Consider the following 19,772-nt stretch of genomic DNA (forward strand, 5'->3'; position numbering starts at 1 on the left):
TGATTGATACTGTAGTCTTGAATATTTTTATGCTGGTTGGTCGCTGTTAAGCATACACAGCGACCTTATCACGGCCGGTATTTTTTGCTTCATACAAAGCTTTATCGGCATGGTGTAACGTTTTGTCGGCATCGACCAATGTGTTGCTGGCTGCGATACCAATTGAAGCTGTAACTTGCAACTGCTCGTAATTTTTAAAAGCCAGCTGTTTAAGTTCTCGTCTGACACGTTCACCAATAAATCTTGCGCCAGCAATATTTGTATTAGATAAAATAACAACAAATTCTTCGCCACCATAACGGAACACTTCATCTGAACGTCGAATCGTATTGCGAATTGTAGTCGCCACTTCTTTTAAAACCTGATCACCCACCAGATGACCATAAGTATCATTAATTTGTTTAAAATAATCGATGTCAATGACCATAATTGAAAATTCGGTGTGGTGTCGATTAAATGCACAAATTTCTCGATTAAGTGCTTCATTAAATGCTGCCCGGTTTGCAATTTGTGTCAGTGGATCGCGATGTGCCTCTGCTACTGCTTTTTGATACAGTAGTGCGTTGCGTAGCGGATAAATTAACAGACTTAATAAATTCTCAATGGCTTGGGTTTCTTTTATAGTGAAGGGCTGCTGGCGAGTACATTCAATTTCACCTAAATCATCTTCCTCGAGTGCCAGTCGATAGCGGCATCGATGGAGCTGCTCTTCACCAGTTTGAAAAAATAAATCGCGTGATTTATTGGCAAAACGCACGGAGTCACAAGGAATAATTGCTGCAGTTTCGGCACAGAAGCTTTGCAGTAGTGGCGCAATTTCTAAGGTTTGTTGTAATTTTATCGCTAAATTCGCAATTTCTAAACGTTCAGAAGTCTGTTCAGAAAAACGGTAGCCTTCGATACCAATTACTTTAGCTGTGTTAGGACTTTTCATGTTTTCCTCAAATAACAACAGATTGAGTCTATTTTCCATTCAACTCAGCAAAATTTATGCCATAAATATTATATTTATAAATTACAATAGCTTAGATGAGCAATAGTAGAGATTATGACATAAGTGATGAAAAATTGACGAATTATATTCACAATATTCAACAAAAATCTTTTGAGATGACAGTAAGGAGTCGAAATTCTGTCGATTAGTTGGCAACAATCTGCCGTATGATCATCCGTTGGGTATGATTATAGGTTGTTGCTGGTGAGCTGCAGTGCCTAAAGTAGTGTTTTGTGCGTGTTAAGCGTAGGTGTAATCATACAGTCACTGACTCAGTTGCATAATGACAAATTTACTTAGATGCTTAGTTAGATTTTATTTTTTGTTAACTCAGGTGTTTTGCTCATTTAAGTATTTTGCAAACACCTGGATTGAACGATTATTGTGCATCAAAAGATTGTCCATTGATTGATAGACTATCGTCTCCCATTAAATATTCATAGATTGGCATGATCTCTTCAGGGGTAACTAAGCGGTATCTATCTTCGGCGGGATAGGCCTTGGCGCGCATTTGAGTTCGGGTAGCGCCTGGATTAATCGCATTGACACGAATATTTGAACCATCCAGTTCGTCAGCTAAAATTTGTACAAACCCTTCGACAGCAAATTTTGAAACAGCATAAGCGCCCCAAAATGCGCGTCCTTTACGGCCAACACTAGAACTAGTCATTATTAACGAGGCATTGGGCGATTGTCTTAACAATGGCAGGCAGGCATGAGTTAATAAATAAACGGCGTTAATATTGACTTGCATTATCTGATGCCATGATTCGCTGGGAGTAAATTCAATGGGTGAAAGTTCACCTAGCATACCGGCATTGTGTAAAATACCATCGAGTTGACCGAGTTCTTGTTGAATGGTTTCGGCCAGACTTTTACACTGCTCTGCAGAGGCATTGATTAAATTTAACGGAATAATTGCCGGTTGTGGGTATCCTGCATCAACAATTTCGTCGTAAACACTTTCCAATTTGCTGGTATTACGACCATGCAAAATAACCGTTGCACCTAATTTTGCGTAATTTTTGGCTGCCGCTTTGCCTATTCCGTCACTAGCACCAGTGACTAAAATAACTTTTTCTTTGAGCAAATGTTCTGGCGCTTTATAATCACGCATAGAGGAATCCTGTTGTAAGTTGAATTTCACTGAATTTTAACAGTGTTGTCTTGTTTAAGCGTAGTAATTTTGATTTATATTGACTAATTTTAAAGTGAAGTGAAAGGTAAGTCACTTTTCGTATTTTCACAACTTATCCAAAGTGATAAGCTTCCTGAATGATTTTAGGGATGAGGCATTTGAATAATGGGAGGGCAGATGATTAAAGTATTGATTGTAGATGACCACGAATTAATCAGAAGCGGTATTAGCCGACTTCTCTCTGATGATGACAAAATTACAGTTGTTGGAGAAGCTTCCAGTGGTGAAGAAGCAGTGACCAAAGCGCGTGAACTTCGTCCTGAGGTTATTTTGATGGATGCCAATATGCCTGGCATAGGCGGGTTGGAAGCCACTCGGCGATTAATTCGTTTTGATCCGGATGTCAAAGTGATAGCGGTTACTGTGCATGGTGATGAACCTTATCCAACACGATTTATGCAAGCAGGTGCTGCTGGATATATTACTAAGGGCACGGGTATCGAAGAAATGACCATTGCGATTAAGCAAGTTGCTAGTGGTAAACGCTACCTTGCACCTGAGATCGCGCAGCAAATGGCGTTAAAGTCGGTAAATCCTGATGAGGGCAGTCCGTTTGATGATCTTTCAGATCGGGAAATGCAGGTAATGCTAATGATTACTCGCGGACAAAAAGTTCAGGAGATTTCTGAGCAATTGTTTTTAAGTCCCAAAACTGTTAATAGCTATCGCTATCGTTTATTCGAAAAGCTTAAAATTGAGAATGATGTTGAATTAACTCACATGGCAATACGTCATGGAGTGATTGAGTCCGAAAAGTTATAACACTTTTTGGCTTTGGCGACAGTGAGTAGCGCTGACAGCGAATTGAGCAGCGCCGACAGCGAATGATATCAACAGTGAATGACAGCAACACTGAACTAAAAGACATGGAGTCGTCTTTTTATGATTTGCCCAAATTTTAATCAATAAACATGCTAAGATAATAAGGCTAATTGACCATTTCACAATCAACATTTGATGCAAACCTGTTTTTAAAGAATCTCACCAAGCTCCCTGGCATTTATCAAATGATTAATCAGGCTGGGGAAATTATCTATGTGGGTAAAGCAAAAAATCTCAAAAAGAGAGTATCATCCTATTTTCAAAAACAGGATCATCCACCAAAAACTAAAGTGATGGTTTCGCAGATCCATGATATTCAAATCGTGGTGACTGAAAGTGAAAATGAAGCTTTAATTTTAGAAAATCAGTTTATAAAAAAATATCGTCCAAGATATAACGTGATATTTAGAGATGATAAAAGTTATCCTTATATTTTTTTATCAGCCGAAGAATTTCCACGATTAAGCATCCATCGAGGCAAACAGACGCAAAAAGGTGATTACTTTGGACCATTTACTGGTTCCGCTGCTGCTCGATATAGTATTTCTCTGATGCAAAAGTTGTTTCAAATCAGACAATGTGAAAATAGTGTTTTTAACTATCGATCTCGTCCCTGTCTACAATATCAGATTAAACGTTGTAGTGGCTCTTGTGTGAATAAGATCAGTGCAGCAGATTATCAAAAAGATGTGCAGCTGGTTCGATTATTTTATCAAGGTAAAAATGACTCAGTTATTCAAGCCTTAACCGAGCGTATGGAGACTGCTTCACAGCAACTTGAGTTTGAAAAAGCGGCGCAAATTCGTGACCAGATAATTCAACTTCGTCGAGTTCTTGAAAAGCAGGCAGTTCAAGGACGAGAGTCAGATATCGATATTGTTGCGGCCGGTATTAAAGAAAAAGTGGCAGCAATATTTATTTTGCATATACGCAATGGATTGGTGCAGGGGAGTCGTAATTTTTTTCCAAAGGTGCCACTGGATACGAGCTTAACAGAATTGATGGAATCTTTTCTTGGTCACTATTATACCGCTTCTCAAAATGAATTACCCAGCGAAATTGTAATCAATACAGATATTGAAGAGCCTGCTTCATTAGCGCGTACCATTGGCGAGTTAAGAGCCGGAAAGGTGAGAATTGCCCACTACGTAAAGACCAGTCGGGCTGCCTGGTTAGATATGGCTAATCGAAATTTACAAGAAATGATTGCCGCAAGGTTAGCCAGTAAAAGTCACACTCAAAAGCGTTTACAATGTTTAATGGATGAGCTGAATTTAGATAAATTACCAATGCGTATGGAATGCTTTGACATCAGCCACTTTCAAGGTGAACAGACGGTTGCCTCGTGTGTAGTATTTGAACAAGGACAGGCGAAAAAATCAGATTACCGGCGATTTAATATAAAAGAAGTTACCGGTGGCGATGACTACGCAGCCATTGAGCAAGCCGTGCGCAGACGATTTAATCGATTGGTTAAAGAAGAAGCCAAATTACCTGACTTATTAATAATTGACGGTGGAAAAGGTCAATTAAATCAAGCACAAAAAGTATTAGATGATCTTGAATTAGACCAGGTAACACTCATTAGTGTCGCTAAAGGCAGTGATCGAAAAGTTGGTATGGAGCAAATCTTTTTTCCCTCCGAAGCGATAGCTAGGCGATTGGAAGAAGACTCTTTGGCTTTACATTTAATTCAGGCAATCCGAGATGAAGCTCATCGATTTGCAATTACCGGGCATCGCGGAAAGCGTGAAAAAGTTAGAAAAACTTCTTTTTTAGAGGGAATTCCTGGCGTCGGTGCAAAGCGACGACGAGCGATTATTCAGCACTTTGGTGGATTGCAGGAAGTCAAAAGAGCGGGTGTCAGCGATTTAAAACAAGTTGAAGGTATTAGTCAAAATTTAGCGCAATTGATTTATGATCAACTGCATGATTAAATGCGAATGTCATTTTATTTATCTTTAATGTGAAAACTTAATGATAAATTTTTGTATGCACCATTCAATTAAATCAACAAATCAAATGATTAACAGGTGACATATTGATGCTCAATGCTAAAATGGTTACCACAGGTTTCTGCCACTAATATATCATGAATATTGCCAATTTATTAACGTCATTTCGAATTCTCTGCATTCCTTTACTGGTATTTTTCTTTTATTTACCAGTTAGTTGGGGGCAAACTACGGCGGCAATTATTTTTGCAATTGTTGGCTGGACAGATTGGTTTGATGGTTGGGTTGCCAGACGTTACAACATGCAATCGTCTTTAGGTGAGTTTCTAGACCCAGTTGCTGATAAGTTAATGGTAGCGGCGTCGCTGGTTTTATTAGTAGAACAGCATGCAACGATTTGGATTGCCGCACCGGCATTAGTCATTATTAGTCGTGAAATTACTGTTTCGGCACTTCGTGAATGGATGGCTGAATATGGCGAACGCTCTGCTGTAAAAGTCGTTTTTGTGGCTAAAATTAAAACCTTAATGCAACTTTCCGCAATTTTCTTTTTATTGTTAGCCGGAAATGAAGCCGAAATAAAAACAATAATGGAACATTCTTGGCTTTATATTTGGGGTTACATACTTTTATATGTGGCAGTAGCGCTGACTTTATGGTCCATGTATATCTATTTGAAAGCCACCTGGCCATTACTGGCTTCTTCAGAGCTTAATAATCAGTCGAATTCTGGTGACAATTGATTATAAAATCAGCGGTTTGCGTGATCGATAAAAAAGTTAAGCTTGTAGCGATAATCATGCTTGACAGACATTTTTCTTGCTGTAAAATGCCTCCCCACTTGAAGCGGGAATAGCTCAGCTGGTAGAGCACAACCTTGCCAAGGTTGGGGTCGCGAGTTCGAATCTCGTTTCCCGCTCCAAATAATTAGGCTCGGCAATATACTTTTAATATTCAAAGTATACAATGGAGCACTGGGTTTTTAGCTTTGGATTCTGCTTTGAAGAAATAAATTTTAAAGCAAAAACAATAGCAAGTAAGACTAGTTTAATGGAGTAACTATTTTAAAGGAACTAAAAAGCCAAGATTTGGCTGGGTGGCAGAGTGGTTATGCAGCGGACTGCAACTCCGTGTACGCCGGTTCGATTCCGACCCCAGCCTCCATAATTTATAGCTACTCATAGCCCGGGTGGCGAAATTGGTAGACGCAAGGGACTTAAAATCCCTCGGTGGCAACACCGTGCCGGTTCGACTCCGGCCCCGGGCACCATGCTGTAGATGGTGGAAAATAACACTGTTAGATTGATTAATCTGGTGTTAAGATTAAGACTTTCTATGTTAGACTTTCCTTGTCTAGCAAATACGCGGGAATAGCTCAGCTGGTAGAGCACAACCTTGCCAAGGTTGGGGTCGCGAGTTCGAATCTCGTTTCCCGCTCCAATTTAAAATATACCTTGATTTAAACATATCCTGATCTAAATATATTCTAATTTAATCAAGTCCCAAATTAATAAGTCTTAGATTAATTAACTCCCAAAATAATTAAGTTAAGATTAATTCAATTTCAAATTAATTAAACTTAGCTCAATCAACTACCCATTTCTCTTTATTTATTTTTTATTCTTTTAACTGATTATTTTAACTAGTTCAGTTGCTTTTATTTGCAATGAAGGATTTTCTGCCTTTGCTCTCTCTGCCTTTGCTCTCTCTGCCTTTGCTCTCTATTAGCGCAACACTTATATAATAGCAGTTTTATTTGACAGAAATTTGACTCTTACCACTTAATTGTTGAATATCTGAGCCGAAAATTTTTCGTATCATAATCTTTCTATTTGATGGTCAACAAAGTCTTTGATAACCGCCTGTGCTTCATCATCGATAGCGGTAAATTCAAATTTACATTCATATTGATTTTCAAAAGTATTTACCGTAATTACCCGTGCGTAAATATCTGTAGAATCACGTCCCATTATTGACATGGAGAGTTGAATTTTTATTTCGTCTAAAGGATTCAGTTTGGTCGGCACTGTGGCAAAGAGCCCACCGTAACTGATATCAATTATTCGACCCGTATATTCTTTTTCTTCGACAACTTTGTTAGAGACTCGTTTAAAAGCCAAAGGCGCATCAATCATTATCCGGGGGCTTTTTCTGAAGTCTTGAATTGGAACTTCTAATGCAACCGGTTGAGAAGTTGCCAGCAGTTCATACATATTGACTGCGCGAATTTTACCTTTGACTTTTACACTGTTGACTCGCCCAATTTTTACAAAAGATTGAGCCGCTTGAAAAGTATTTTCACTCAAGAGAATTTGTCCACGTAGACAATGAGCTTCGACACGAGAAGCCAGATTAACTTGATCACCAATAACAGTATATTCTCGATGGAGTTCAGAGCCTAAATTTCCCATTAAAACCACACCGGTATTAATACCAATTCCCATATAGAGTGTTGGTAAACCTTCTTGACTATTTGAGCGATTGATTTCTGTCATCGCAATCTGCATCTCGATTGCACAGGCAATCGCATTGGCTAAGTCATGTGTTGTTGAGCGTGGGGCACCAAATAGTGCCATGATAGAGTCACCCATAAATTTATCGATAGTGCCACCATATTGCACGATAATTCGGCTCATTTGGGAAAAATAACGATTCAGCAAGTTAATAACCTGAAGAGGGGAAAATTTTTCTGCTATCGCCGTGAAGCCGCGCAAATCAGAAAGTAGCACGGTCAACTCTCTGGATTCCGTAGGCTGACTTTGATTAATGACAGAATCAATAATTGTGTGAAGTTGTTTGTCTAATTGAAAGTCTGAGATATTGCGTTCTGATACTTGTTGTAACAGTAAGCGCTTTATTTTTTCAACTAATTGCTTTTTCGTGTGTGTTCCATATGAGCTGACAAAGATTCATTGGCTTAATTTCAGTTTAGATGAAAGTTGGCAGTTTTGTGCATCAAAAGTAAAATTTGTTCAGTTTTTTCCTGTGAATAAAGCAAGACGTTTAACTTAACCACTGTTAACCTAAAGCGTTAGTTAGCGTTGAATTTTGCGCAAAAAGATAACGGTTAAATCAGAAAGCTTTCATGCTCAAGATATTAAAACCGATAATTGAAAGCCAAATATGAAAACTAGAAGTAACAAGAATAAAAGCTAAATATTAAAATAATTTGATGTTAAACCAAAGACAGTTGAGTAGATTTAAGTTGAGTCAATCCGCTAATCGTTCGTAAAGTATTTGTCAGTTATGTGAATTTTAGTCAAGCAGATTTTAGTAAAGTAAATATCAATAAAGTCAACTTCAGTAAAGTCAATTTCAGCAAAGTCAATTTCAGTAAAGTCAATCTGGCACCTTTCAATTGTATTATCTAAAGTGAACAATCTGACAAAAAAATATTAAAACCGCAAGCAAGTCAATTGAATAACTGACTTGCTTGCGGTTGATGTAATACAAGTATCAATAACTTGGCGATCTTGCTAGTGATGTTGAGTTTGTCTCTCTGAATTATGTGATCGCTGTTGGCTGCTGCGGTGTTCGCTGCGTGTATTTTGTCGCTGATTTGTGTTTCGCTCCGATCTGATTTGTTCTCGAGATCTGGATTGATTTTGTTGATTTGAGCGTCGTTCAGCTCGATGCGATGACTGAGCATTTTGCTGTTGACTGGCTTGAGTATTCCGCTGGTTATGCTCACTACGGTTAACCTGTTGACGATTTGTTGCGTGACTTTTCTTGGATTTATCTGATTGTACTCGGCGCGTTGTTAAGTCTTCGCGATAGGTCCGGTTACTTCGCTGACTATTATTTGTCGCACGGTTTGTATTATTGTTTGTATTGGCTCGCTCACGACGCGTATTTTGATGTTGAGTTGTTGCTTGGTTTTGTTTGGTTGTGCGTTCCCGAGCACTGGTTAGTTGTTGACGCAATCTTTCCGAGCGTGATTGTCCACTTGAATTCAGACTTGTAGCGTTAGAGCTACCAGTCTGACGTTCGGCACGACGAGATGAGTTGTTAGCACGTTCACTGGTCAAGCGGTTAGTGCGCTCCCGTTGCACCGAACGATTTTGGTTATCTCGCTGTATTGTCGCTCGTTCATTGCTTGATCGGTGGTTTTGTCGACTTGCATGGACGACCTTGCGTTCATTTCGGCGAATAACTTGAGTGTGCTCTCTACTCGGGCGACTACTACGATATTGTTTTCGTAAATGTTCGCTGCGGTAAGCGACGCCGCGCCGATGTACCGGATTATGCCGCCAATGACGTCCTCGATAATCATCGATGATGTGACGACGATGGCGGTAACGTTTGGCATGATAATGGTGCCGATCAACCACAATGACGTGATGGTTATGCCAATGAAATGCACTATGAAAGTAATTAAATGAGATATGAACGCGAGGCTGCCAATAAAAAGGGTGATGATGGCTAAAATGGTGATTGTGATGATGATGCCAGGTCCAATGAACAGGAGGATAGTGATCCCAGTACCAATGCCCATAAACTATACGTGAATCATAGTAAGGGAGATAGACGACTTCTCGCTTAATAGGTTGAATGATAATTTTATCGTCTTCGCGCGCAACTTCCATATGCTCCATTTTTTGAAGACTACCAGCTTGATCTGCTTGATGTCGCAGGGTTTGGATTACCTGTAGTACTCGCTCTTCATTTTGTAAAAAAGCATCGCCAAGTGACTGTGTCCAGCTTAACTCTTCACTGAGTTTTTGTAATATTTTAGGAAAGGGAATCAGCGCTTTAACACTCGGATCCCAGTTCTTGTTTTCAACCATATCCAGCGCATCGCCAGGCGATACATTGCTATGTTGCTGCTGCCATCGATTGGCTTCGATAACTTCAAGTGGGTAAGTTGAGGCAATTAAAATATGGGTCAATACACTATCTGGATATAAAGCGACAGGGGCTAGAATTTGTGCTAGTTGGCCATCGGTCGGCTGCTCATCGTCATCTTCAGCCATACTGCTAGGCAAATAAAGCCCAATAATCAGGCTAATCAGTATCAAGTAGAATTTAGGCATACTTGAGCTCTCTTTTGCTGTTTTAGTGGATCGTGCTAACAATTAAAACCCATGTAAACTGAATCTAACATGAATCAATCTGATAAATAAATTACACTAGTTGCAATATTGAGTAAGCATCCATTATATGAAAAGGTCGTAAATGTGAACTATTGGTTATTAAAAACTGAGCCTGATGTTTTTGGAATTGATGATTTAGCCGCTCTTGGAAAGCTGGCTGAGCCTTGGAATGGTATACGAAATTATCAGGCGCGAAATATCATCCGAGACCAAATTAAAACTGATGATTTGGCGTTAATTTATCATAGTAGCTGTAAAAATGTTGGGGTGGCTGGTATTGGAAAAGTGGTCAGTGAAGCTTATGTAGACCCCGACCAGTTTGATCCAGAGAGTGTATATTTTGATGCAAAATCATCGCCTGAAAAACCTAAGTGGTTTCGCTTCGATCTGAGGTTTGTCAAGAAGTTTTCGGCAATTGTGTCTTTGCCGGAGATTAAATCTAATCCTGAGTTGGCGAATATGGTGTTACTTAAACAAGGACGCTTATCTGTTCAACCTGTTAAAGATAATGAATGGAAATTAATCTGCCAACTGGCACAAAGAAAGTCATAAAATAGCCAATACTCGGCATTCTATGAATGGCATATAATTTATGTTAGCGGCCAACTTTAATAAACATCAGACCAGCACTCATAATCATTTTTTACTAGAGGAATCAAATATTGATGAATATACTGATTACTAAAGCGTGGTCTGGGCGAGCGATTGATGAATAGAGTAGCCAAGAAACAAATACTTATAACAGGCGGAACAGGGCTGATAGGTGAGTCTCTGATTGAATATTTTATTGCTTTAGGGGGCACTGTATTTGTTTTAACTCGTCATGTTAAAAAGGCACAACAGCAATTTAATTCAAATGATGTGGTGAAACAGGTTAAGTGCACGGTCAAAATAATTCATTCGGCCGATTCAAGTACATTAACTTTATTCAATGACTCAGTGACGATTTACTTAATTGAATCTCTTTCCGAAATTCCTGCGTTGCAATCAATTAACTGGGTGATTAATCTGGCGGGTGAGCCAATCGTTGATCGACACTGGAGTGAACAGCAAAAGCATAATATTTGGCGTAGCCGCGTTGATTTTACTAAAACCCTGGTGGAATGGATGCAAACCCGTGAAAATCTACCTGAAGTCTTAATTAGTGGCTCTGCCGTTGGTTGGTATGGCGATGGTGAAGACAGAATTCTTGATGAAACCTGTCCTCCGCACCACGAATTTACGCATGAATTGTGTGATGCTTGGGAGAGAGCAGCCATGGTTGCTGAAAGTTTGAATGTGAGAGTTTGTGTTGTTCGAACCGGCATTGTGTTAAGTCCGCGGGGTGGTTTTATGCCTCGTTTACTTACGCCATTTAAGCTTGGGTTAGCGACCGTCTTGGGCGACGGAAACCAGTATTTATCATGGATACATATTCAAGATATGGTACGTGCAATCGTATTTTTGATTCACAATGAGTCCAGACAGTGTCACGGCGAATTTAATCTGACCGCGCCTCAACCTGTGACTAATCGAGAATTTACTCAATTGCTCTGTGAGCAACTTAAGCGTTGGTGTCTTTTTCGAGTACCTGAAGGCTTATTTGAGTTGACTATGGGTGAGCGAGCGCGTTTGCTCATTAAAGGGCAGCGGGTAATACCTGCCCGACTGGAATCTTTGGGGTTTGAATTTAAATTTTCGCAACTGAAATCTGCTTTAGGTGATATTCTGATTGATTGCTAATCATCAGCCGTCAACTTTTAAGTATTGAAAGCTAATGATTGGTTGCTTGTGTCATTGATTTAACTTCCAAGATTCCAACACGCCCATCATGACCGGCACCAACAAAACGTAAAGTATCGCTATTGATAGTGTAAAAGCCTTCGGTTGAGAAATGCTGCCAAGTTTTGCCGCAGCTGTGATGTTATAAAATTTTTCCCCTGATCATGGCTAATAAAAACTTTACCTTCAGTACCGCCAACCCAAATGGTATCGAAGCCGATAGCGCTGGCACGCAAGGAGGTTTTCTCGGGTAAGTGAGTGATTTGCCAGTTGTTGGCATCTATCATTTTGGGCGATGAAGTAGGGCTATATAAGGTATTAGCGAATAACTCAGATGGATAAACTGTTAAGAGCTAGGTCGAAAGAAATAATGTCAATTGACTTAAATTAACACGCTGCATAAAAAATGCCCGCTAAAGGTAAATAACACAAGCTTTGAAAATACTGGATATTTAAAAAAATAACAAGCGGAATATATTATTGTTAAGATGTTACGGTGTTAAGCTTACTAAAGTAGTGATGGTATTAATTGTCAGCTTTTAAATTACGTAAATTAGAGATAACCGATGCGAGCGCCTGATCAAATAAATCATTTTGTTCATCGAGCTTTAATTCACCAAGACGATAAATGCTTTTGAGTTCTTCTGTATTGCATTCTTTTATTTTTATACCACTACGATCAGTAAAAATAAATTTGTCACTGGCAGAAATTTTAGCCGCAAGGCGACATTTTTTAAATTTATCTTTGATAAAAATTTCGACCCAACTGCCAACTGCGAGCTTGGTAATATTATCAATTTGTTGTTCGGTTAATTCTTTTGAAGGGATAGGTGTTTTAATTAAATTTGCATTACTTCTATTCGCATTGTCGAGTGCGCTTTTTTGTATATTACTTTGTATGGTGGTTTTAACATTTTTTGATTGTGCTTCAGTTGTTGATAATTGATTTTCTTGTTTTACATTTTCAGGTTGAATATTTCTGGATTGAGTTGTCGTGATTTTAGCTGATGTTACTTGATGATTCGAAGTTGGCTTGGTAACTTGTTGCGCATCAGCTTGCTGAATATTCCCTTGTTGTTGACTTTGTAGTTGTGCGGCAGCCGCTTGTTGCGCGGCAAGCTTTTCTGCTTGGCGTTTGCTTTCTTGTGCTTTTAGGTGTGCCAGTTTTTTTTGTGCCGCATCTTCCTCTTTAAATCGTTGTAATAAATTACCAAAAATTGATTCATAAGCTTGTTCAAATAGAGGTTTGTTCCCTACGATTTTTATTGTTTTATTTTTATAAGCTAATGCTAAATCTTCGGTAGTAAATTCGGTAATCTTATTGCCCGAACCATTGACTAAAATATATTTGTCGGCACTGTCAATGTATGATGCCAGTTTACAACGAATTCTTTTTTCTGGCTGTTCAATCACCAGCCAATCTCCGGGTTTGAGTAATTGAATCCTTTTTATGCTGGCTTCCAAGTCTTTTTGTTGCCGACTTTTTGGAGACAAGGTGTCAGCTGGCTGTATTGCTTCTTCAGGGATTAGTTGAAATCGGTATTCAACCCATTGTTCAACGGTCATTTCATCAATAGCAATATCGTCATTCGTCAAAGTTGTACCACTTTGCGTGATGGTTGCATCAGCTGTTTCATTAAAAGGTGTGGTGGGTTTTAAACGCAGAATTTCCTCTTTGGGACCTTGTTCCAGTTTGAGTTTTATTTGACTGATCAGCTCACTGTGTCTTTTGTCTAGTGCAGCAAAAAATGCGTCGATTTCAGTAAAAGAGTAAGAGGTTTTTTCCAATTTATTGCGTAGCCATTTGAGTAAGACTTCCTGAAGCTCAATAAATTTCGAAAACTCTTCAATATCGCTAATAGATTGAATGCTAACAATAAGCGCTTTAGCAATAAACAGGGCATCCCGAGAATCATTTTTTTCAGCTTTTAATATGTCGAGAAAAATAATATGCTGCCAAGCATTGAGTAACATTTGTAAAATAAATTCAGGGATGTTCTTTTTGCAAGTTAGTTTATTCAGTGCAGATTGTGATTGTAGATTTGCCAGTTCTGCCTTGGCTTTACCTTCTTCGGCTTCTCGAATACGTTTTTCAAATATTTCTGCTCGCTTGGCAAGATTATCTGCAAAGGCTTTAATAAGTTGAGCATTGCTGGCAAAAGTCATTTCCAATGATCGATCAGACAATGCTGCTTGCTGTAATTGATCTAAAACATTTTGTAGTTGTTGCAAAATTAATGCCGCATTAGGTGAGGACTCATCCCATAACAATCCCACTTTGGCAACATCGTCGAGCAGACTTTTGGCGGGGTGTGCAGTTAAAGTGATGGCTTCGGGGGATTGCAATAACAGTAATAAATAAATTGGCTTTATTTGAAGAATGATTTCTCTGATGTTGGGTTTAATACTTTTTTCTTTTAGCGCAAACTCAAACAGATTGTCGACCAGTTCGATCAAATTTTGGCGAGAAGCTGAAATTTCAAATGATTTTTTGGTAAATCTTTGTTGTAAGTATTTCTGTAATTTGATATGAAAGGTTGAGGTATCATTTAAATCAGTGATCAAATCATCGCTATTTTCAAGCGAACTTGTGTCATCTGGCGACTGTGGTGATTGTTGTTGTACAATTTGTTGGCTGATTAAGTGACGTAGTTCCTCAGTAAAAAGTGCGACATCTTGTTCATCACTTGAATCCTGGCTTTGATTGACTAAATACTTTTCAATCAGTTGCGCCTGAATAGTCTGTTTATCAGTTTTCAGTATTACTTCGTCGTTAGAACTTACTGAATCTTTTGTCATGGTAATAAATTTATCTGAGCTATATTTTCTGATAATTAAGATGACAATAAACCAAGTTTTCGCTGGCTGATTGACGACTGATGGCGATGCAGTTATCGACTTAAGAATAAAGGGATCACTTTGAATTCTAATTAGAGATAAAATCGTACGCTCGCCGATATTGATTATAGCTCGAAAACCGAGGTTGCGCGCTGTTTTTAATAGCGATTATTAACTATATGAACGGGGTCAGTTAGGTGTTTCAACTCTGTGACACATCAATAAAGTTGTTTAAATGCCGCTATAAAGTTAACCATAGTTACTCGTCGTTAATCAATGAATGTATTTAGAGCGTGCGATTTTGCTGAGTGCTGTTGGTGATAGGTTTGGCTGGATTACCTGCCACTAGCTGATTGGCTGCAACGGGGCGCGTGACTACACTACCTGCACCAATTACGGCGCCATCACCAATTATGACTCCGGGCAATAGAATGGCTCCTGCGCCTAACCAGACATTTTTGCCAATAACAACATCACTTGCCAGGCTAGTTTTCTGCAAGCGCTCCGATGGTGATATTGGGTGGTTGATGGTTAAAATTTGCACATTTGGGCCAATTAAACAGTTATCTCCAATATATATTTTGCCGCCATCTAGCAGCGTACAGTTGATATTGATATAGATCTGATTGCCCATATAAATTTGCTGGCCATAGTCACAATGAAAGCCTGGCTCGATAATAATGTTTTCTCCCGCACAGGCGAAGTTATTAACGACCTTTTTCAGATGCCCTTTACTCGGCGCTCGATTAAAATTTCGGCATAATTCATGGGTTTTCTGGCGTTGTTGACGCAATTCGGGCGTAAGACTATCAAATGGCTGTTTAATGGTCAGGGCATTCAGATCGGGTAGGTTAAATGGCATGTTTAGCTGAGCAATCCAAAAATTAGGTTAAAATACTGTTTTATTTAGTCTTTCATTTTAGCATTATTTTTAAATGGCGTTCACTGCTGGCTTTTCTCCAAGATTATGCTTATCCTTCGCGATTATAATGCAGTGTTATTTCTTTGGTTAATTGTTGATGATTTGGATAATTGAATTTAAATGCTTCTTTGCTTAGATCATTTTTTATTTCGATAAGTTAATATTTTAAAGAGTATTTGATTAATAAATTGCTTAAAACATTGAATAAAACAACCTTGTTTATCTGTGTGTTATTAAGTCTATCTGATTAAACAATTGCTATCAGTCAAATAACCGTTTTGTCAGTCAAATAAATTATTGAGAAACTATGTTTGCTTTTGCTCAAATGAATCAGTGGCAACAACAGCTTTTTGCTGCCGCTTTAGTACAACGAATGCTCCCAAATTATCTATATTTTGCGCAAGCCTGTGAGTTTGGTGAGCCTGGAATACTGGTTAATCAATTGGATTTAGTCTGGCAGAAGCTGGCCAGGCTACCCGTTAAGTTTAATGTGCCATTACAATTAGATAAACTGGAAAATGTGATTCCTCGTGCTGAGGATTTTGATGTTTATGCGGTATTTCCTGCAATTGATGCTTGCAGTGGACTAACCACGTTGCTACAAAGCTTTGTTGAGCGTGAAGTTGATTGCGCAGCAGAGCTCAGTCAGCTTTCAATTGCAACGGTAACTGCGTATCTAGAAATGTTACAACTGGAAGCGGTAGACGAAATAACGGCTGAAGTTAACCCACAAGAGCAATCAGTAGAAGAAAAAACACAAGAAGAAAAAATACAAGAAGAAAAAATACAAGAAGTACCGACGACTATAACCGACGAACCACTATATCAGTGGGAAGTGTCAATGCAAACGGATTTGTACGAGCTAATTATTCAGCGTAAGGAAAACAAAGCGCTAATCGACGAAGTTAAGACGCTAGTGACTGAACAGCGTCTGTCTAACTTGGCTATCGAATATTAATCTATTTATTGTAATGATTTTGCTGGATATTGTTTATGAAATTGAATCTTAAGGTAGATAAACTAATCAGTAATCAGTTCTGAGTTTAACCCTGAACGCACCGAGACATAACGGTTCTTACCTTTGCGTTTAGCTTCGAGTAAAGCTTGATCGGCCCTGACAATAAGTGAGTTGTGAGTATCTTCAATTTGGGCTTCAGTTACACCAAAGCTGGCGGTAATTTGGTGGTCTGGTAGTTTTGATGTTGGGTTTTCAAGTTTTATCTGCTCGATATTTTCGCGCAATTTTTCCGTCATTTGAATGGTTTTTTGCCAACTGGTATGGGGACAGATAATCAAAAATTCTTCGCCACCCCAACGTCCGATAATATCAGTGTTTCGACAGTTTGCGCTGAGTACATTGGCAACATCAATCAAGGCTTTGTCGCCAACCATGTGGCCGTATTGATCATTGATAATTTTAAAATCATCAATGTCGAGTAATATAATCGAAAAAATATCACCATAGCGGCGAAAACTGTTTAAGTGATAAATCAAGGCTTCATCGGTTTTAACCCGGTTAAATAAATTGGTTAATTTGTCGGTCTGGGATATTTTTTTCAGTTCATTCGCATGGCGGCGTAATGTGATATGACGATAAAGCAGCCCAAAGAAAAATGCGCTTCCTACCAATATAATAATTAATATTAATTCGTAATTGGCATGATGTTCATAATTGACCTTGATCCAGGCATGATTAATCGCTTGTTTTTGTTCTTTGTCGATATTATTAATGGCTTTATTAATAATTTGCTTTAATACGGGTTGGTTGTTTTTGACTTTAAAAGCTAACGCAATGTTATCTCTATATTCCCCATTTATTTTTAAATTGTGATAATAGTTGTTCTGTAAAAACTGACCTGTTGAAGCTAAAGGACCTATATATCCATAAATTTCCCTTTGAGCTACTTTTTCTATACCGCTGTGGATTTCATCGACTTCGATCCAGGTAATTTTCGGATACCGCAGTATCAGCGGCTGGGCGTAGTCAAACTTATTGACAATCGCAATACTTTTTCCAAACAGTTCATTAATTGAATTAATAAACAATTTATCTTGCGTCGTGGTAAAAACCAGTGGTGATTCCAGGTAAGGAACGGTTGCTAATGGATTGTTCTTTAAGACTCGGTCAAAGTTAGCGATTGATGATAAATCACATTGCTGAAAGCTGTTAGGCGATGTTTGTTGAACAAACTCTTTAGCTGTTGCCAGTTGAATATTGAATCCGGTTTGCTGTGCAATCAAAAATGCAAAGTCAGCAGTGATGCCGACATGTTTCCCATTTTCAGTGCTCTCAAAGGGTTTGTTATTGTTTGAAACACAAACTTTAAGCAGATTGTTTTGGTGAATGTAATTAATTTCATTTCCACTAAGCTTGAGCGAACTAGCTGCCGCTAAAGAAGAGATAAAGAAAGAGATTAAAACAGTAATGATTTTAAGATTTATTTCCATGGTTTTAATTTTTATTATTGATCCAAACAAGATTAACTTCGCTTATTCGTTTCTCTCACCTCCCTGCTATGGAGAAGGGCGACAGTGTATAGTTCGAATGATTTTTGTACAAGCTTTTATTGATAATATGATCGAATAAACAGATTGACGGCGTAAGATTAGCGAATTTATCTGCAAATATCCGTGAAAAAGTTGCCATAAATTGTATATACCATATAAAAGCTGCCATTTTATGAATCATTTGCCAAGTTAAATAGATTCAGCCTCGATTGTTTTATTTAGGTGAAGTGCTGTGAAACTTATGTTTTATTTGTCAAAGTTGAAATTTTGGCAACTTAATTCATGATTTAAACGATAGATTGGTTTTGACAAAAAATTTTACACTTATTCTCATATATCTCAGTTGAACATGTTATAGGATTACATTTTGCTGTTTTAGGCTTAACCATTCATAATTTGTAAATTATCGTAAATTTAACAGCCTTACAGTAGACATTTAACGATAATAAATTACCAAATAATTCTAATACAGAACATTTAGGAACTTTAGCTGATGATGGTGTCTTTTTATAAACGTTTGGCTTTAATTGGGCTGATAGTATTAGCAGGAATGGTCGGATTATCTGGTTGTAGTGATAATTCAGCAGCCAAACCAGACGCTCAACAACAGGGAAAAGCTCCTAAAAAGGTGAGCAAACCGATTCCGGTTGAAGTTATGCAGGCTGAAATTGGCAATGCTGCATCCTATTATGTGACAACCTCAACTTTAACACCCAGTAGCGATGCACAGGTTAAAGCGCGCTCGAATGGTGTTGTTAGAAAGATTCTCAGAGAAGAAGGTGATGATGTTGGTGCAGGTGAGATTTTATTGCAACTGGAAGATGATGATCAACGCTTGCGTGTTCAGCAGGCCCAACAAAAGCTTGCCAGTGCCGAGCGAGAGTTCAAGCGTATCAATAAGATGAAAAAAAGTGGCATGCTTTCTCCAGCAGAATGGGAAGAGGCTAATAATATTTTTCAAACGGCACAAACCGATTTACAGCTCGCCGAGCTGGCACTGACTTATACGCGCATCGCATCGCCGTTTGCGGGCCGGGTTGTATGGCGAGAAGTTGATCTTGGTGCACATGTTTCAGCGGGGGATTTACTTTTTCGCATAATGGCGATTAATCCATTGTTAGTTAAGGTGCATGTACCGGCCAACCGAATCGGCAAAGTCGCTGCCGGACAAATGGTAAAACTACGCGTTGATAGTTCTGCTGAGCCATTAAGTGGTGTGATTGATTTGGTCAGCCCAATTGTCGATCCGGCAACAGGAACTATAAAAGTTACGGTAAAATTAGAAGCCTATCCGTCAAATGTTAGACCGGGTGATTTTACCGAAATTACGATGATTACTGATCAGCGTGCTAACGCGATGTTGTTGCCGAGTGTCGCGCTGATTGAAGAGCGTGGCCAGCATTATGTGTTTGTTAATGATAATAGTAAAGCAGTGCGTAAGAAGGTTGAAATTGGTTATGTCGTTGGTGAGCAAACTGAAATTATTAGCGGAATTACCCAAGCTGATAAAATTGTTGTTAAGGGGCAGCGGAGTTTGAATGAGGGTAATTTATTAAAAGTTATTGGCGCCGAAGGTGCAACTGACCTTGCAAATCAACAGCAAAATTCGAAAAGTCTTGTTGATTCTTCTAATTCTGATGCTGCTCGCTCGGGCAAACAGCATTGATCAAGCATCACCAAT

16 protein-coding genes and 4 tRNA genes are annotated in these 19,772 nt (G+C 38.7%); 12 read left to right on the forward strand and 8 right to left on the reverse strand.

Features of this window, described 5'->3' with window-relative positions:
- Positions 1-46: 46 nt before the first annotated feature.
- Positions 47-934, reverse strand: a complete 888-nt coding sequence (locus ABVT42_RS04540) for a GGDEF domain-containing protein (RefSeq protein WP_353873932.1) — start codon at positions 932-934, stop codon at positions 47-49.
- 439 nt (positions 935-1,373) lie between these two features.
- A complete protein-coding gene (locus ABVT42_RS04545; protein WP_353873931.1) occupies positions 1,374-2,111 on the reverse strand; it encodes a YciK family oxidoreductase in 738 nt (245 codons plus the stop codon).
- 198 nt (positions 2,112-2,309) lie between these two features.
- On the opposite strand from ABVT42_RS04545, the gene uvrY reads away from it, so the two are divergent.
- From uvrY to ABVT42_RS04580, 7 genes are all read left to right on the forward strand, one after another.
- Positions 2,310-2,954, forward strand: coding sequence for a UvrY/SirA/GacA family response regulator transcription factor (gene uvrY, locus ABVT42_RS04550; RefSeq protein WP_353873930.1), 645 nt, complete (start codon positions 2,310-2,312; stop codon positions 2,952-2,954).
- Between the two features lie 170 nt (positions 2,955-3,124).
- A complete protein-coding gene (gene uvrC / locus ABVT42_RS04555; protein ID WP_353873929.1) occupies positions 3,125-4,951 on the forward strand; it encodes an excinuclease ABC subunit UvrC in 1,827 nt (608 codons plus the stop codon).
- A gap of 155 nt (positions 4,952-5,106) precedes the next feature.
- Positions 5,107-5,712, forward strand: a complete 606-nt coding sequence (gene pgsA, locus ABVT42_RS04560) for a CDP-diacylglycerol--glycerol-3-phosphate 3-phosphatidyltransferase (RefSeq protein ID WP_353873928.1) — start codon at positions 5,107-5,109, stop codon at positions 5,710-5,712.
- Positions 5,713-5,815: 103 nt separating this feature from the next.
- Positions 5,816-5,891, forward strand: a tRNA-Gly gene (locus ABVT42_RS04565).
- 168 nt (positions 5,892-6,059) lie between these two features.
- Positions 6,060-6,133, forward strand: a tRNA-Cys gene (locus ABVT42_RS04570).
- A 19-nt stretch (positions 6,134-6,152) separates the two neighbouring features.
- Positions 6,153-6,239: transfer RNA gene (locus tag ABVT42_RS04575), tRNA-Leu, on the forward strand.
- 94 nt (positions 6,240-6,333) lie between these two features.
- Positions 6,334-6,409: transfer RNA gene (locus ABVT42_RS04580), tRNA-Gly, on the forward strand.
- Between the two features lie 377 nt (positions 6,410-6,786).
- Here ABVT42_RS04580 and ABVT42_RS04585 read toward each other — a convergent pair.
- On the reverse strand, positions 6,787-7,704 hold the full coding sequence (locus ABVT42_RS04585) for an adenylate/guanylate cyclase domain-containing protein (protein ID WP_417281472.1): 918 nt from the start codon (positions 7,702-7,704) through the stop codon (positions 6,787-6,789).
- Positions 7,705-8,217: 513 nt separating this feature from the next.
- On the opposite strand from ABVT42_RS04585, the gene ABVT42_RS04590 reads away from it, so the two are divergent.
- Positions 8,218-8,340, forward strand: coding sequence for a pentapeptide repeat-containing protein (locus tag ABVT42_RS04590; RefSeq protein WP_353873927.1), 123 nt, complete (start codon positions 8,218-8,220; stop codon positions 8,338-8,340).
- A gap of 105 nt (positions 8,341-8,445) precedes the next feature.
- Here ABVT42_RS04590 and ABVT42_RS04595 read toward each other — a convergent pair whose 3' ends face one another.
- Complete coding sequence (locus ABVT42_RS04595) at positions 8,446-10,002, reverse strand: DUF3300 domain-containing protein (RefSeq protein ID WP_353873926.1); 1,557 nt, start codon at positions 10,000-10,002, stop codon at positions 8,446-8,448.
- Positions 10,003-10,146: 144 nt separating this feature from the next.
- Between ABVT42_RS04595 and ABVT42_RS04600 the strand changes: the two genes are divergently transcribed.
- Both ABVT42_RS04600 and ABVT42_RS04605 read left to right on the forward strand, forming a co-directional pair.
- Positions 10,147-10,614: an EVE domain-containing protein gene (locus ABVT42_RS04600; RefSeq protein WP_353873925.1), complete on the forward strand. Its 468-nt coding sequence runs from the start codon at positions 10,147-10,149 to the stop codon at positions 10,612-10,614.
- Between the two features lie 156 nt (positions 10,615-10,770).
- Positions 10,771-11,784, forward strand: a complete 1,014-nt coding sequence (locus ABVT42_RS04605; RefSeq protein ID WP_353873924.1) for a TIGR01777 family oxidoreductase — start codon at positions 10,771-10,773, stop codon at positions 11,782-11,784.
- Between the two features lie 119 nt (positions 11,785-11,903).
- Here the strand turns inward: ABVT42_RS04605 and ABVT42_RS04610 are convergent, their stop codons facing one another.
- The 3 genes from ABVT42_RS04610 to ABVT42_RS04620 all read right to left on the reverse strand — a co-directional run bounded on the left by ABVT42_RS04610 (position 11,904) and on the right by ABVT42_RS04620 (position 15,523).
- On the reverse strand, positions 11,904-12,110 hold the full coding sequence (locus ABVT42_RS04610; RefSeq protein WP_353873923.1) for a hypothetical protein: 207 nt from the start codon (positions 12,108-12,110) through the stop codon (positions 11,904-11,906).
- A gap of 238 nt (positions 12,111-12,348) precedes the next feature.
- Positions 12,349-14,622 (reverse strand): DUF1631 family protein, encoded by a 2,274-nt coding sequence (locus ABVT42_RS04615; protein ID WP_353873922.1) that lies wholly within the window; start codon positions 14,620-14,622, stop codon positions 12,349-12,351.
- 325 nt (positions 14,623-14,947) lie between these two features.
- The gene (locus tag ABVT42_RS04620; protein WP_353873921.1) at positions 14,948-15,523 is read right to left on the reverse strand and encodes a sugar O-acetyltransferase; all 576 of its coding nucleotides are present in this window, start codon (positions 15,521-15,523) and stop codon (positions 14,948-14,950) included.
- 367 nt (positions 15,524-15,890) lie between these two features.
- Between ABVT42_RS04620 and ABVT42_RS04625 the strand changes: the two genes are divergently transcribed.
- Entirely contained in the window at positions 15,891-16,541 is a 651-nt protein-coding gene (locus ABVT42_RS04625) for a DUF416 family protein (RefSeq protein WP_353873920.1), read from the forward strand.
- A gap of 62 nt (positions 16,542-16,603) precedes the next feature.
- On the opposite strand, the gene ABVT42_RS04630 is transcribed toward ABVT42_RS04625, so the two are convergent.
- Positions 16,604-18,031, reverse strand: a complete 1,428-nt coding sequence (locus ABVT42_RS04630; RefSeq protein ID WP_353873919.1) for a transporter substrate-binding domain-containing diguanylate cyclase — start codon at positions 18,029-18,031, stop codon at positions 16,604-16,606.
- Between the two features lie 553 nt (positions 18,032-18,584).
- Between ABVT42_RS04630 and ABVT42_RS04635 the strand changes: the two genes are divergently transcribed.
- Entirely contained in the window at positions 18,585-19,757 is a 1,173-nt protein-coding gene (locus tag ABVT42_RS04635) for an efflux RND transporter periplasmic adaptor subunit (protein WP_353873917.1), read from the forward strand.
- Positions 19,758-19,772 lie beyond the last annotated feature (15 nt).

The organism is Aliikangiella maris (assembly GCF_040719265.1).
GTDB lineage: Bacteria > Pseudomonadota > Gammaproteobacteria > Enterobacterales > Kangiellaceae > Aliikangiella > Aliikangiella maris.

Excerpts from the sequence above, each read along its gene's own strand:
- ABVT42_RS04540 (WP_353873932.1), bottom strand. The coding sequence starts at position 934 with ATGAAAAGTCCTAACACAGCTAAAGTAATTGGTATCGAAGGCTACCGT.
- ABVT42_RS04545 (WP_353873931.1), bottom strand. The coding sequence starts at position 2,111 with ATGCGTGATTATAAAGCGCCAGAACATTTGCTCAAAGAAAAAGTTATT.
- uvrY (WP_353873930.1), top strand. The coding sequence starts at position 2,310 with ATGATTAAAGTATTGATTGTAGATGACCACGAATTAATCAGAAGCGGT.
- pgsA (WP_353873928.1), top strand. The coding sequence starts at position 5,107 with ATGAATATTGCCAATTTATTAACGTCATTTCGAATTCTCTGCATTCCT.
- ABVT42_RS04595 (WP_353873926.1), bottom strand. The coding sequence starts at position 10,002 with ATGCCTAAATTCTACTTGATACTGATTAGCCTGATTATTGGGCTTTAT.
- ABVT42_RS04605 (WP_353873924.1), top strand. The coding sequence starts at position 10,771 with ATGAATAGAGTAGCCAAGAAACAAATACTTATAACAGGCGGAACAGGG.
- ABVT42_RS04610 (WP_353873923.1), bottom strand. The coding sequence starts at position 12,110 with ATGATAGATGCCAACAACTGGCAAATCACTCACTTACCCGAGAAAACC.
- ABVT42_RS04615 (WP_353873922.1), bottom strand. The coding sequence starts at position 14,622 with ATGACAAAAGATTCAGTAAGTTCTAACGACGAAGTAATACTGAAAACT.
- ABVT42_RS04620 (WP_353873921.1), bottom strand. The coding sequence starts at position 15,523 with ATGCCATTTAACCTACCCGATCTGAATGCCCTGACCATTAAACAGCCA.
- ABVT42_RS04625 (WP_353873920.1), top strand. The coding sequence starts at position 15,891 with ATGTTTGCTTTTGCTCAAATGAATCAGTGGCAACAACAGCTTTTTGCT.
- ABVT42_RS04630 (WP_353873919.1), bottom strand. The coding sequence starts at position 18,031 with ATGGAAATAAATCTTAAAATCATTACTGTTTTAATCTCTTTCTTTATC.
- ABVT42_RS04635 (WP_353873917.1), top strand. The coding sequence starts at position 18,585 with ATGATGGTGTCTTTTTATAAACGTTTGGCTTTAATTGGGCTGATAGTA.